Origin of the sequence: Dactylosporangium sp. CA-092794, from assembly GCF_050948465.1 — a bacterium.
Classification (GTDB): Bacteria; Actinomycetota; Actinomycetes; order Mycobacteriales; family Micromonosporaceae; genus Dactylosporangium.
Genome location: NZ_CP192044.1, coordinates 6,239,096 through 6,251,966 on the forward strand (window position 1 = coordinate 6,239,096; position 12,871 = coordinate 6,251,966).

General features: G+C 72.7%; 13 protein-coding genes. 11 read left to right on the top strand and 2 right to left on the bottom strand.

Annotated elements, in window-relative coordinates:
- The first annotated feature begins 6 nt into the window (after window positions 1–6).
- From ACQPXD_RS26320 to ACQPXD_RS26345, 6 genes are all read left to right on the top strand, one after another.
- Entirely contained in the window at window positions 7–615 is a 609-nt protein-coding gene (locus ACQPXD_RS26320) for a TetR/AcrR family transcriptional regulator (RefSeq protein ID WP_432843062.1), read from the top strand.
- Window positions 612–1,397 (top strand): maleylpyruvate isomerase family mycothiol-dependent enzyme, encoded by a 786-nt coding sequence (locus tag ACQPXD_RS26325; protein ID WP_432843064.1) that lies wholly within the window; start codon window positions 612–614, stop codon window positions 1,395–1,397. Before ACQPXD_RS26320 ends, ACQPXD_RS26325 begins: the two co-directional genes overlap by 4 nt.
- Before the next feature lie 84 nt (window positions 1,398–1,481).
- Window positions 1,482–1,772, top strand: a complete 291-nt coding sequence (locus tag ACQPXD_RS26330; RefSeq protein WP_432843066.1) for a hypothetical protein — start codon at window positions 1,482–1,484, stop codon at window positions 1,770–1,772.
- Between the two features lie 167 nt (window positions 1,773–1,939).
- A complete protein-coding gene (locus ACQPXD_RS26335; protein ID WP_432843068.1) occupies window positions 1,940–3,604 on the top strand; it encodes a lectin in 1,665 nt (554 codons plus the stop codon).
- 129 nt (window positions 3,605–3,733) lie between these two features.
- A complete protein-coding gene (locus ACQPXD_RS26340) occupies window positions 3,734–5,257 on the top strand; it encodes an NCS1 family nucleobase:cation symporter-1 (RefSeq protein WP_432843070.1) in 1,524 nt (507 codons plus the stop codon).
- 2 nt (window positions 5,258–5,259) lie between these two features.
- On the top strand, window positions 5,260–6,009 hold the full coding sequence (locus tag ACQPXD_RS26345) for an aspartate/glutamate racemase family protein (protein ID WP_432843072.1): 750 nt from the start codon (window positions 5,260–5,262) through the stop codon (window positions 6,007–6,009).
- A gap of 103 nt (window positions 6,010–6,112) precedes the next feature.
- Here ACQPXD_RS26345 and ACQPXD_RS26350 read toward each other — a convergent pair whose 3' ends face one another.
- Together ACQPXD_RS26350 and ACQPXD_RS26355 are read right to left on the bottom strand one after the other, a co-directional pair.
- On the bottom strand, window positions 6,113–6,511 hold the full coding sequence (locus ACQPXD_RS26350; protein ID WP_432843074.1) for a hypothetical protein: 399 nt from the start codon (window positions 6,509–6,511) through the stop codon (window positions 6,113–6,115).
- Window positions 6,508–8,538 (bottom strand): Hsp70 family protein, encoded by a 2,031-nt coding sequence (locus ACQPXD_RS26355; RefSeq protein ID WP_432843077.1) that lies wholly within the window; start codon window positions 8,536–8,538, stop codon window positions 6,508–6,510. The genes ACQPXD_RS26350 and ACQPXD_RS26355 overlap by 4 nt, the downstream gene beginning before the upstream one ends.
- 178 nt (window positions 8,539–8,716) lie before the next feature.
- Here ACQPXD_RS26355 and ACQPXD_RS26360 point away from each other — a divergent pair, with 178 nt between their 5' ends.
- The 5 genes from ACQPXD_RS26360 to ACQPXD_RS26380 all read left to right on the top strand — a co-directional run bounded on the left by ACQPXD_RS26360 (window position 8,717) and on the right by ACQPXD_RS26380 (window position 12,763).
- Window positions 8,717–9,262, top strand: a complete 546-nt coding sequence (locus ACQPXD_RS26360) for a TetR/AcrR family transcriptional regulator (protein ID WP_432843079.1) — start codon at window positions 8,717–8,719, stop codon at window positions 9,260–9,262.
- A 56-nt stretch (window positions 9,263–9,318) separates the two neighbouring features.
- Window positions 9,319–9,891 (top strand): TetR/AcrR family transcriptional regulator, encoded by a 573-nt coding sequence (locus ACQPXD_RS26365; protein ID WP_432843081.1) that lies wholly within the window; start codon window positions 9,319–9,321, stop codon window positions 9,889–9,891.
- Complete coding sequence (locus ACQPXD_RS26370; RefSeq protein ID WP_432843083.1) at window positions 9,888–10,676, top strand: maleylpyruvate isomerase family mycothiol-dependent enzyme; 789 nt, start codon at window positions 9,888–9,890, stop codon at window positions 10,674–10,676. Before ACQPXD_RS26365 ends, ACQPXD_RS26370 begins: the two co-directional genes overlap by 4 nt.
- 217 nt (window positions 10,677–10,893) lie before the next feature.
- On the top strand, window positions 10,894–11,778 hold the full coding sequence (locus ACQPXD_RS26375) for a dioxygenase family protein (protein WP_432843085.1): 885 nt from the start codon (window positions 10,894–10,896) through the stop codon (window positions 11,776–11,778).
- A gap of 271 nt (window positions 11,779–12,049) precedes the next feature.
- On the top strand, window positions 12,050–12,763 hold the full coding sequence (locus tag ACQPXD_RS26380; RefSeq protein ID WP_432843087.1) for a GntR family transcriptional regulator: 714 nt from the start codon (window positions 12,050–12,052) through the stop codon (window positions 12,761–12,763).
- The last annotated feature ends 108 nt before the right edge of the window (window positions 12,764–12,871 follow it).

Here is a 12,871-nt window from a genome sequence, read left to right on the forward strand (position 1 = left end):
CTAATCGTGTTAGGCGAACCAAAACGCGATAGGAAGGCCGAACGCCGTACGGCGACGCGCCGGGAGATCGTCGACGCCGCCTGGCAGGTCGCGCGCGAGAAGGGGATCGCCCAGGTCACGCTGCGCGACGTGGCGGACCTGGTCGGCATGCGCGCGCCCTCGCTCTACACCCATTTCGCGTCGAAACACGCCATCTACGACGCGATGTTCGGCGACGCGTGGACGCAGTTCCGGGAGGCGGAGAAGGTCGCCGAGCCCGGCGTCCCGCCCGGCGACCGGGCCGCGCTGCGCTACTACGCCCGGTTCTACTTCGACTTCGCCGTCGCGTTCCCCGCCCGCCACCAGCTCATGAACCGCAGCGTCATCCCGGGCTTCGAGCCCGGCCCCGACGCCTACGCACCCTCCGTCGCCGCCCTGGAGTCGTTCGTGTCCCGCATGGCCGGGCACGGCATCCGCCGCACCGAGGACGTCGACCTGTTCATCGCCCTCGTCGGCGGTCTCGCCGACGCCCAGCTCGCCAACGACCCGGGCGGTGAGCGCTACGCGCGCCTGCTGGACCGGGCCGTCGACATGTACGCCGACAGCCTCGGCATCCACGACGGGAGCGGTTCATGACGACGTCCACCACCACGACCATTCCCCGCCGCGGGTCGGCGCCCCGCACCCCCGCGATCGGGCGCGACGAGGCCATGGCCCTGGCCGCCGCCGAGTATGAGCGCGGCGCGGAGCTCCTGCAGGGCCTCGAGCCCGGGCAATGGTCCGCCCCGACCGTCAACACCGGCTGGGACGTGCGCGCCACCGCCGGCCACGTGCTCGGCATGATGGAGATGATGAGCAGCGTGCCCCAGATGGTGGGGCAGACGCTCGCCGCGCAGCGGGCCGCCCGCCGCCGCAAGGCCCCGACCTCCCTCGACGAGCTCACCGCGCTGCAGGTGCGGCGAAACGCCGGGCTCGGCACCGGCGAGCTGGTGGCCAAATGGCGCGCGGTCGCCTCGAAGGCGGTCCGCGGCCGCCGCCGCCTGCCCGCCCTCCTGCGCCGGCGCGCCATGCCCGAGCTGCAGCTCATCGGCGGGCAGCTGGAGCCGTGGACGTTCGGCTACCTCGCCGACGTCATCCTCACCCGCGACCCGTTCATGCACCGCCTGGACATCTGCGCGGCCACCGGCCTGCCGCCGCACGTCACCGCCGAGCACGACGGCCGCATCGTCGACGACATCGTCCACGAGTGGGCCGACCGCCACGGCCGGCCCTACCGCCTCGAGCTGGCCGGCCCGGCCGGCGGCACCTGGGGCACGGGCGAGGGCGAGCCGATCCGCCTCGACGCGCTGGACTTCTGCCGCGTTCTTTCCGGCCGTGGTACGGCCACGGGCCTGCTGACCACCGCCGTAGCCTTCTGACCACGCGGTCGCGCGCGGCCGGTGCCGGACGGTCGATCGGTCACGGGGCAATGGTCCGCGCCGCGGACCGTTAGCATGGCGGCGGTGATCGACCTCGACCGCTATTCCGCGCCCGACCCGGACGAAAGGTCCGCACCGGCCCCGGCTCGGCGGCGCCTCCGGCCGCGCGCGCTCGCCGTGCTGCTGCTCGCGATGCTGGCCGCGGCGCCGCCGGTCTCCCCGCATACGGTCGCGCTGGTCCGCGTCCGGCCGTCCTACTGCGACCGGTTCGACGCCCACGTGCGCCTCCGGATGGTCCCCAACGCCCAGACCGACACATACCACGTGGTGGACCCGGATTCGTCCGCGTTGGCAGACCTTTGCCGCCGGCGCTGACATCGGAGGAATCGGCCCCGTCAGCGCCTTAAGCGGCCCTTATTTCTCGACAGTACCGCCGAGTCATCCGATGAAACGGTTGACAAGCACATTGACGTCGGCGAAATTCTGGGGTGAGACCCGCAGGTGCGATCGGCGCGCTCCTGTCCCGCGCCGAAAGGGACCTCATGAGCCTCACACGACGTCAGGTGCTCGCATCCGGGCTGGCCGCCACCGGCCTGGGTGCGGTCGGCTCCCTCACCGCCGGCACGCTCGCCGCCGGCCCCGCCGAGGCGGCCAGCGCCCCGGGTGACGTGGTCGGCAAGATCACCGTCGGTTACCAGGGCTGGTTCGCCTGTCCGGGCGACGGCGCCCCGATCAACTCGTGGTGGCACTGGAGCCGTAACGGTGGCCAGCCGCCGTCGGCGTCCAACACCACCATCGTCTCGTGGCCGGACCTGCGCGAGTTCACCAAGGGGTACACCACCGCCTACGCCAACCTGGGCAGCGGGCAGCCCGCGCGGCTGTTCTCCTCCTACGACCAGCAGACCGTGGACACCCACTTCACGTGGATGCGCGACTACGGCTGCGACACCGCCGCGCTGCAGCGGTTCAACCCGTTCGGGGGCGAAGGACCGACCCGCGACGCGATGGCGGTGAAGGTCCGCGGCGCGGCCGAGGCGACCGGCCGGAAGTTCTACATCATGTACGACGTCACCGGCTGGACCAATATGCAGTCGGAGCTCAAGACCGACTGGACGCAGAAGATGTCGGCCTACACCGCTTCCCCGGCGTACGCCCGGCAGAACGGCAAACCGGTCGTGTGTATCTGGGGCTTCGGGTTCAACGACCCGGGCCGGCCGTTCGCACCGGCGCCCTGCCTGGACGTGGTGAACTGGTTCAAGGCGCAGGGCTGTTACGTCATCGGCGGCGTGCCGACCTGGTGGCGCACCGGCGTCAACGACTCGCGGCCCGGGTTCCTGGACGTGTACCACGCCTTCAACATGATCTCGCCGTGGATGGTCGGGCGCACCGGCGACATCGCCGGCCTCGACTCGTATTACACCAACGCCAACGTCGGCGACCAGGCCGACTGCAACGCGCGGGGCATCGACTACCAGCCCTGCGTCATGCCCGGCGACCTTTCGGCGGGCGCCCGCGCGCACGGCGACTTCTACTGGCACCACATCTACAACATGACCCGGCTCGGCGCGCAGGGCCTCTACGTGTCGATGTTCGACGAGTTCAACGAGGGCAACCAGATCGCCAAGACGGCCGAGAACGCGTCGATGCAGCCGACCGACTTCGGCCACCCGGCGCTGGACGCCGACGGCGTCGCCTGCTCGTCCGACTACTACCTGCGGCTGACCGCCGACGGCGGCCGCATGTTCAAGGGCCAGACCCCGCTGACCGCCACCCGCCCGACCCAGCCGATGCCCGGCACCACCCCGCCGCCGACCGGTGCGGTCGCGCTGCGCTCCCGGGCGAACAACCTTTTCGTCTCGGCCCGGGACGCGGGCAACTCCCCGTTGCTCGCGACCGCCGCCACGGTCGCCGCCTGGGAGCAGTTCGACCGGATCGACCTCGGCGGCGGCACCATCGCGCTGCGGGCCCGGGTCAACAACCGTTTCGTGTGCGCGGAGAACGCGGGCGCCGCCGCGCTGATCGCCAACCGCGCCACGGCCGGCTCGTGGGAGACCTTCCGGCTGGTGACCAATGCCAACGCAACGGTCAGCCTGCTGGCCACGGTGAACAACCGTTACGTGTGCGCGGACAACGCGGGCGCCGCCGCGCTGATCGCCAACCGCACCGCCGTCGGCCAGCGGGAGCAGTTCGACCTCGTCGCCGCCTGATCCGCGCCGGCCCCGCCCCGCCGCTCGAACGTCCGGTCCGGGGCGGTGGCGGGGCCGCCGTCGCAGTGACCGGGAAGAATATATATCTGCGAACATCCCGCGGAAACAGCCCGTTCTTAGCGTGTTGGCATGGCCGACACCATTTCAGGCTCGCAGGAAGCCACGGCACAGCATCAGGATCTCGTCGAGGCCGCCGGCATGCCCGTCGGCAGCGGGGAGATGCGGCCCGGGTACGACCCGCGGCTCACCAACGAGGACCTCGCGCCGCTGCGCAAGCAGACGTGGGGTGCCTACAACATCTTCGCGTTCTGGATGTCCGACGTGCACAGCGTCGGCGGCTACGTCACCGCGGGCAGCCTGTTCGCGCTCGGGCTGTCGAGCTGGCAGGTGCTGGTGTCGCTGCTCGTCGGCATCAGCATCGTGTACGTGTTCTGCAACCTGGTCGCCCGGCCCAGCCAGGCCACCGGCGTGCCGTACCCGGTCATCAACCGCGTCGCGTTCGGCGTGCTCGGCGCCAACGTGCCGGCCATCATCCGCGGGTCGATCGCGGTGGCGTGGTACGGCATCCAGACCTACCTCGCCTCCGCCGCGCTCGACGTGGTCGTGCTCAAGCTGTGGCCCGGCCTCGCGCCGTACGCCGACGTGCACCAGTGGGGTTTCCTCGGGCTGCCGCTGCTCGGCTGGTGCTCCTACGCGCTGCTGTGGGTGCTGCAGGCCGCGGTGTTCTGGACCGGCATGGAGACCATCCGCCGGTTCATCGACTTCTGCGGCCCGGCCGTCTACGTCGTGATGATCGTGCTCGCCGGATACCTCATCTACAAGGCCGGCTGGGGCAACATCGACCTGAAGCTCGGCGACGTGAAGTACACCGGCCTCGACGCCGTGCCGGTCATGCTCGGCGCGATCGCGCTCGTGGTGTCGTACTTCTCCGGACCGATGCTGAACTTCGGCGACTTCTCGCGCTACGGCCGGTCGTTCCGGTCCGTCCGGCTCGGCAACCTGCTCGGCCTGCCGCTCAACTTCCTGGCCTTCTCCATCCTCGTCGTCATCACCGCGTCGCTGACGATCCCGGTCTTCGGCACGCTCATCACCGACCCGGTGCAGACCGTTGCCCGCATCGACAGCACGTTCGCGATCGTGCTCGGCGCGCTGACGTTCACCATCGCCACCATCGGCATCAACATCGTGGCGAACTTCATCTCGCCGGCGTTCGACTTCTCCAACGTCAGCCCGCAGCGGATCAGCTGGCGGGCCGGCGGGATGATCGCCGCGGTCGGCTCGGTGCTCATCACGCCGTGGAACCTTTACAACAACCCGGACGTCATCCACTACACCCTGGAGATCCTCGGCGCCGCGATCGGCCCGCTCTTCGGGGTGCTGATCTGCGACTACTACCTGCTTCGCCGGCAGCGGGTCGACGTGGACGCGATGTTCACCATGGCGCCCGACGGCCGGTACTGGTACCGCAAGGGCTACAACCCGCCGGCGATCATCGCCACCGCGGTCGGCGCCGTCGTCGCGGTCGTGCCGGTGCTGTGGACGCACGGGCCGGGCATGCACACCACCGCGCAGTACAGCTGGTTCATCGGCATGGGTCTCGGGCTGCTGAGCTACCTGGCGCTCACCGCCCGGGCCCGCACGAGCGCCGTCTAGCGATGCGCATCCGGGTCGTCAACCCCAACACCACCGCGGAGATGACCGCCAGGATCGAGGTCAACGCCCGGGCCGTCGCCGGTCCGGGCGTCACCGTCGAGGCGGTCACCTCCGCGATGGGCCCGGCCTCCATCGAGAGCCACTACGACGAGGCACTCAGCGTGCCCGGGGTCCTGGCCGCGGTCGCCGACGGCGAGGCGTCCGGCGTGGACGGTTACGTCATCGCCTGCTTCGGCGATCCCGGCCTGGACGCCGCCCGCGAGCTCGCCCGCGGCCCGGTGGTCGGCATCGCCGAGGCCGCCATGCACGCCGCCACGCTCGTCGGGCGCGGGTTCAGTGTGGTGACCACATTGGACCGTACCCGCGGCCGGGCGTGGGAGCTGGCCGCCCGCTACGGCGCGGCCGGCGCCTGCCGCGGCGTGCACGCGTGCGACATCCCGGTGCTGGAACTCGACCGGGATCCGCACCTGGCGGACCGGGTCACGGCCCTGGCCGGCCGGGCCCTGGAGCGGGACGACTCGGACGTCATCGTGCTGGGCTGCGCCGGCATGGCGGACCTTTGCGCGACCGTTGCCGCCCGCCTGGGCGTGCCGGTCGTGGACGGTGTGGCCGCGGCGACCCTGTTCGTGCAGTCGCTGGTGACGCTGGGCCTGCGCACGTCGCCGCGGGGCGAGTTCGCGCCGCCGCCCGCGAAACGGTACTCCGGCCCGCTCTCCGGTTTCGGTCTGCCGGTGCCGTCGCGCGTTGCCTAGGCTCCGGCCGGCCGGTCCGGTCGCGGGTTGCTCATGCCTTGGGCAGGCGGCGGCGCGGGACGAGTTGCCTGGGGTTCGGCCGGCCGGTCCGGTCGTGGGTTGCTCACGCCTTGGGCAGGCGGCGGCGCAGGACGAGCAGCGTGGCGGCGCCGGCCAGGGCGGCGGCGGTGACCAGGGCGCCGGTAACGGTCGCGGCCGGGCTCACCTCGTTGACCGTGTCGCCGTTGAGGGTGGCCGGGACGCGGGCGCCCGGGTCCTCGGCGTAGGTCTTGACGAACCCGACCGAGTCCTTGACGACCGTGCCGTCGGCCGTGGCGAAGGTGCCCGTGCACTGGTAGCGGGACCTGGGCGACTCGTTGTCGTGGCTGCAGGCCCGCACGGTGATCGTGCCCCGGCGGCCCGTGGCGTAGTGCACCACGTCGGTGACGACCGCGCCGCCCGCGCACACCGCCAGGAGAGCCAGCAGGCCCGCCGTGGTCAGCAGTGCGCGGGCGCGGGTCATCTGGCCATGCCGGCGATGGTCTTGGCGAACGCGGCCTTGCCCGAGGCGACGAGCTTGTCGCGGAGGCTGTCCTTGTCCTTCTGGCTCCAGCCGGCGCCGTCCTGGCGAGACCCGATGTAGTAAACGGTCAGGCGGACGTTGCTGTCGCGGACCACCAGCGTCAGGTGCAGCTCGGTCTTCGCTTTGTCGTCGGTCTGGGTGGTCTCGAAGACGATGGCCTCCTCGCCGAGGCCGGCCACGGTGCTGAGCGGACCGGCCAGCTTCGCGGTCGCCAGGTCGCTGTTCTGAAAGGTGACCGCCAGGGCGACATTACTGTACGCCAATGCGATGAACAGCAGTGTCCCGAGCTGGATATTGCTCGGATCGGCTCCGGCGTGCTCCCGGGTGAGGGTGCAGGTGGACTGGTTGACCGTGGCATTCGGGTTCCTGGCCGAGGTCGGTGCGCCGAGCTCGGCTTCGTACACATCCTTGAACGGGCTGATGTCCGCAGCGGCGCACTCGTCGGCGGGGATCTTGGCCAGGTCATACTTGCCGGGGTCCGCGGTGCCGGCCGTGCCCTGGCCACCCGCCGCGCCCGGTCCGGTGCCGCCGTTCGCGGTCGGGTTCGTGCCGGACCCGGCGCTCAGGAAATGGTTCGCGCCGACGACCGCACCGGTGACCAGGAGCAGGGCGGCGACGACGAGCACGGCGATCAGCGCCGGCGACAGGCCGCGCCGGCGGGTCGCCGGGACGGCCGGTGGATGCGGTGGCGGATACGGCCGGCCGGCCGGGACGGGCGGCTGCGGGTAGGCGCTCGGGCCGGCGTAACCGGCCGGGCCGGTATAGCCGGGCGAGGGCGGGGAGACCGGAGCCGGACCGAATGGCTGCGTCGAGACCGGGGACGGCACCGGCGGGGCGGCAAAGGTCTGCGTCGACGGGTACGGCGCGGTGGAGACCGGCTGGGCCGGGCCCGGCGTCGCGGAGATCGGTGCCGCGGTCGGCGGCGCGGCCGAGACCATTCGGTTCACGTACAGCGCACCCTCGGCGACCACCAGCTCCGGCTGCTCGGCGACGGCCGGCGCGATCCCCAGCGTCTCGTGCAGCATCGTGGCGACCAGCGGGATCCGGCTGGAGCCGCCGACCAGGAACAGCCCGGCGATCGCGGCCGTGCCCACACCCGACTCCTGGACCAGCGCCCGGGTCATCGAAACGGTCGGCCGCAACACCGGCCGGGCCAGACCTTCGAGCTGCTCCCGGCCCAGCGGCACCTCCTTGCCCAGCGCCGGGACCATGACCACCGTGCCGCTGGCGCGCGAGAGCATCTCCTTGGCCGAGCGCACGTCGTCCCACAGCTGGCGGCGCGTCGCCGCGGAGGTCCACAGCTCGCCGTAGGTGGCCTGCAGGAACGCGATGACGGCGGCGTCGACGTCCAGCCCGCCGACGTCGTTGAGCCCGTCGGAGGCGACCTGCTCGAAGCCGGTCGGGGTGCGGCGCAGGAGGGTGACGTCGCAGGTGCCGGCGCCCAGGTCGTACACCAGCACGCAGGAACCGGGCGGTAGCGCGCCGGCGCGGGTGTGCGCGAGGTAGGTGGCGGCCGCGGTCGGCTCGCCGACCAGCTCGACGTTGACGAATCCGGCCTGGCGGGCCGCGTCGGCGAGCAGCGCCCGGCGGTTCTGGCCCCAGTTGGCGGGGTGGGTCAGCGCCGCGTCGCGCACCGGCCCGGCGACCCGGCCGGCCTCGCGGGCGACCCGGGCGAGCACCGAGACGATCAGGTCGCGCACGGCGACCTCGCGGTCCCCCAGCAGCACCGCGACCTCGTCGATGCGGCGCTTCGGGTTCGGTTCGAGCCGCTCGGGCGCGCTGCGGGCCAGGTGCGCCGCGTCGCGGCCGGTGTGCAGCTGCCCGTCGGGGCCGAGCAGCACGGCGGAGGACAGCAGCGGCGAACCGTCGAACAGCAGCGGCTGCACGCGGGCGTCGAGCCGTTGCAGCATCGCAATGGTCGTAGAGGTGCCGAAGTCGATCCCGAGGCGCTGACGCGCAGCTGTCATGGTCGGCGAGAATAACAGCCCGTCACCTGGCCGATCGCCAGCATTCCGCGCTCGTGCGGCCGGATCGCCCTCCTCGTGTTCGCCGGCATGGCTTCCTCGTTCCGGCGCCGCTCGGCTACGCTCACCGGAGCGGTGCTCCGAATATCTGGAGCGCCGCTCCGATCGTCAAGGTGGGCAGATGCGGGCTGACGCCAGGAAGAACTACGACCAGTTACTCGCGGTCGCGCGCGTCGTCGTGGCCGAGCAGGGCGCCGACGCGTCGCTGCGCGATATCGCCCGCAAGGCCGGCGTCGGGCTCGGCACGCTGTACCGGCACTTCCCGACGCGGGAGGCATTGCTCGAGGCCTTGCTCCGTGCGGGCTTCGACCAGCTCGCGGCCAGGGCGAGCGAACTCGAGTCGTCGAGCTCACCCGGGGATGCTCTCGCGTCGTGGCTCCGCGAGTTCGTCGCGGGCGCGGCCGGCTATCGGGGCGTCGTGGCCTCGATGATGGCCGCCATCGAGGACCCGGAGTCCGCACTGCATGCCTCGTGCGTCACGATGCGCGCGGCGGGCGCGCGCCTGCTGGCCCGCGCTCAGGCCGCAGGCGTGGCGCGGACCGACATCGACGGCGCCGACCTGTTCGCGCTGGCCGGGGCGCTCGCGTGGCTCGGTGACCAACCCTCGGTCGCGTCCCGCGCCGATCATCTCGTCGGCGTCATCGCCGGCGCGATCCTGACGAACTGACGGTCCGAGTCGGACAACACTTGTAGTTGATTTCACTACGGGTGTAGTCTGACGGCGTGAGCGTGACACGGCGTGAGCGGCTGCTCGACGCGGCCATCGAGGTCATCGGCACCGGCGGCATCCGGGCGCTGACGCACCGCGCCGTCGACGCCGCCGCCGGGCTGCCCGCCGGGTCGGCGTCGAACCTTTACCGCACGCGGGACGCGCTCATCGACGGGGTGGTCGAGCGCTTCGCCGAGCGCGAGCGGTCCAACTGGGAGCAGATCGCCTCGGGGGTACTGCCGACCGGCCCCGAAGAGCTCGCCGAGGTCCTGACCCTGGCGGCCCGGCTGAGCACGGGTCCGCAGCGGGCGCTGACCCTGTCGCGCTACGCCATCCTGCTCGAGTCGGCGATCCGGCCCGAGCTGCGCGCGCAGCTGCTGGCCACCGGCGCCCGGGTCAACGCCTGGGCGACGAACTGGGTGCGGGGCAGCGGCTCGGCCGACCCGGCCCGCGACGCCCCGATCATCATGAACCACTGGACCGGCATCGTCCTGCACCAGCTGGCCATGCCCGACCCGGCGTTCGACCCGTCGGGCCAGATCCGGGTCCTGGTCACCGCCGTCATCCGAGCGGAGGTACCGCAATGACCGTCACGATGGACCGCCAGGCGCTCTGGTCGGCGGTGGACCACCAGCGCGCCGCCGTGGCAGACCTTTTGGCCTCGCTGGAGCCCGCCGAGTGGAGCGCGCCGTCGCTGTGCACCCGGTGGACGGTCCGCGAGGTGGCCGCCCACCTGACCCTGCAGGAGCTGCGCCCGCGCGACATGCTCGCCCGCCTGCCGATCATGCTGCGCGCCCGCGGCGACCTCGACCGGGCGATCCACGACATGGCCGTCGCCCGGGTCGCGGAGGCCGGCGACGCCGAGCTGGTCGCGCGGATCCGCGCCACCGTCGGCTCACGCCGGCACAACCCCGGCGTCACCCGGCTGGAGACGCTGACCGACATCCTGGTGCACGCGCAGGACATCGCCATCCCGCTCGGCCGCGAGCTGGCCATGCCGCCCGGCCCGGCCGCGGTCGCCGCCACCCGCATGTGGACGATGCGCTGGCCGCGGCCGTTCCCGATCAAGCGGACCCTGCGCCACTTCCGCCTGACCGCGACCGACGCGGACTGGTCGAACGCCGCCTGGTCCGTCCACCCCGCCCCGGCCTCCGCCTCCCCTTCCGCCTCCGCGTCGGCCCCGACCCCCGCGTCGGCCGCGGCCGCAGCCTCCGTCGGCACCGCGGGCGAAGTGCCGTCCGTCGAGGGCCCGATGGGCGCTCTGCTCATGCTCACCTGCGGGCGCACGGCGGTCCTGCCGCTGCTGTCCGGACCCGGGCTGGCGCAGCTCACCGCCGCGTTGACCCCGGCCGCCGGTCCCACCCGCGGATAGCTCCCGTCCCGAGGCGGCAGCACACGGCGCCGCCGCCGGCTCGTCGAGCGGCCGCGTCCCGGGTCCGCCGGGGAATGTCCGAACGGTACGAACGGTTCCAGGTTTCGGTCGGCCTTTGGACCGAAGCTCGGCAGCGATGGCCGCGCGCGGCCGACCGGCGCGTCACGTGTACGGTCGACCGGCCGGACCGTTGCCTCGAACCGCAAGGCGGGGAAGCATGACCTCGATCCTCAACCCGGCCGTTCCGGCCGGTGCCTACGACGAGTTCCTCACTGAGGCGCTGCCGCGCGCCCGGGACCACCGGCCGTGGCGCCCGGAGGACGGGCCGCTGCCGACGCTGTACCTGAGCCACGGCGCCCCGCCGCTGTTCGACGACGGCCCGTGGATGCGCGAGCTGTTCGCCTGGGCGCGGTCGCTGCCCAAGCCGCGGGCCGTCCTCATCATCTCCGCCCACTGGGAGACCGCACCGCTGGCCCTGTCCGCACCGGCGGCGCACACCCCGCTGGTGTACGACTTCTACGGCTTCCACCCGCGCTACTACGAGCTGACCTACGCCACGCCGGACGCCACCGACCTGGCGAAGCGGGTCGCGGCCGCGATGCCCGCCACGGAGCCGGTCCACCAGCACCCGAGCCGGGGGCTCGACCACGGCGCCTGGGTGCCGCTGATGGCCATGTACCCGCTCGCCGACGTGCCGGTGCTGCAGCTGAGCCTGCCGACCCATGACCCGGACCGTCTGCTGGCCATCGGCGAGCGCCTGCGACCGTTGCGCGAGGAGGGCGTCCTGGTCATCGGCTCCGGCTTCATGGTCCACGGCCTGCCGTTCACCACCCGCGAGATGCTGCTGCACGGCGCCGTGCCGGCCTGGTCCGCCGACTTCGACGCCTGGGCCGCCGACGCCCTGGCCCGCGGCGACGTGGACGCGCTCGCCGGCTGGGCGAAGCGCGCACCCGGTATGCCCTACGCTCACCCGACGCCGGACCATTTCATCCCGCTGTTCGTCGCCCTGGGCGCGGCCGCCGACCCGTCGGCGCCCGCCCGGACCGTCATCGACGGCTACATGATGGGCTTCGCCCGCCGCTCGGTCCAGACCGCCGCGTAACCGCCGGACGCACCCCGGCGCGCCCGAGTGCGGCACCGGACGGTTGTAAACCCGGCGCGGATCTCGCACGGGGTCGGTGCCGGACCGTTTCAAACCCGGCGCGGATTTCGCCCGAGTGCGGCACCGGACCGTTTCCAGACGCGGTGCGGATCTCGCGCGGGTCGGCGACGGACCGTTTCAAACCCGGCGCGGATCGGCGACGGAGCTGTGAAACGCGCCGATAACCGGCGCGTCTTACGCTCGGGGTTCGGTCGACTCCGCGGAGGTGCCTATGCCCGGTCCCCGGCGGCGGTCGGTGCTCGTGTCGCTCCTCGCGGGCCGGCCGGGCGGCAGCTCGCAGGGTGAGATCCTGGAGGAGCTGCGCGCGTGCATCCTCGACGGCGAGGTGCCGCCCGGCACGCCGATCCCGGTCGACGGGGTGGCCGCGTCGTTCGGGGTGTCCCGCATCCCGGTGCGGGAGGCCCTGATGACCCTCATCGGCGAGGGCCTGGTCGACCACCGGCCGCACCTCGGGTACCGGGTGGCCAAGCTGACGGCGCAGGAGTTCGGCGAGATCTACCTCGTCCGGGAGGCCCTGGAGACGGCCGCGCTGCGGGTCGCGATCGGCCTCGCGCGCGGCGACGACGACGAGCGCGCGGGCGCCGCGCACGCGGCCCTGGAGGTCGCGGTCCGCGCCGGCGACGGGCGCGCCTACCACCGCGAGAGCCGCCGTTTCCACCTCGCGCTGATCCGCCCCTGCCGGATGCGGCGCCTGCTGCACATGCTCGGCACGGCCTGGAACATGACCGAACCGCTGCAGCCGATGACCCATCTCGGCACCGCCGACCGGGAACTGCTGCACCGCGACCACGCCGAGATGCTGGCGGCCTTCACCGCCCGCGACGCCGACGCGCTCATCACGGTCTGCGGGGCACACCATCGGCGGCTGCAGTCGTGCATCGCGCTCCTGCCCCGCGACACGGGCCTGTTCGCCGACCCGGTCTGACCGTTTCCCCCGCCAGACCGGACCGTTTCCCGGCCGGTTCGGACCGGTACGGTCCGGACCCGGGCGGGCCGGGACGCGCGACGGCCGGCCACCCGTGCGGAGGTGGCC

What these genes read in the sequence shown, in the direction of transcription:
- ACQPXD_RS26325 (WP_432843064.1), top strand. Translation starts at nt 612, where the DNA reads ATGACGACGTCCACCACCACGACCATTCCCCGCCGCGGGTCGGCGCCC.
- ACQPXD_RS26335 (WP_432843068.1), top strand. Translation starts at nt 1,940, where the DNA reads ATGAGCCTCACACGACGTCAGGTGCTCGCATCCGGGCTGGCCGCCACC.
- ACQPXD_RS26340 (WP_432843070.1), top strand. Translation starts at nt 3,734, where the DNA reads ATGGCCGACACCATTTCAGGCTCGCAGGAAGCCACGGCACAGCATCAG.
- ACQPXD_RS26345 (WP_432843072.1), top strand. Translation starts at nt 5,260, where the DNA reads ATGCGCATCCGGGTCGTCAACCCCAACACCACCGCGGAGATGACCGCC.
- ACQPXD_RS26350 (WP_432843074.1), bottom strand. Translation starts at nt 6,511, where the DNA reads ATGACCCGCGCCCGCGCACTGCTGACCACGGCGGGCCTGCTGGCTCTC.
- ACQPXD_RS26355 (WP_432843077.1), bottom strand. Translation starts at nt 8,538, where the DNA reads ATGACAGCTGCGCGTCAGCGCCTCGGGATCGACTTCGGCACCTCTACG.
- ACQPXD_RS26360 (WP_432843079.1), top strand. Translation starts at nt 8,717, where the DNA reads ATGCGGGCTGACGCCAGGAAGAACTACGACCAGTTACTCGCGGTCGCG.
- ACQPXD_RS26370 (WP_432843083.1), top strand. Translation starts at nt 9,888, where the DNA reads ATGACCGTCACGATGGACCGCCAGGCGCTCTGGTCGGCGGTGGACCAC.
- ACQPXD_RS26375 (WP_432843085.1), top strand. Translation starts at nt 10,894, where the DNA reads ATGACCTCGATCCTCAACCCGGCCGTTCCGGCCGGTGCCTACGACGAG.
- ACQPXD_RS26380 (WP_432843087.1), top strand. Translation starts at nt 12,050, where the DNA reads ATGCCCGGTCCCCGGCGGCGGTCGGTGCTCGTGTCGCTCCTCGCGGGC.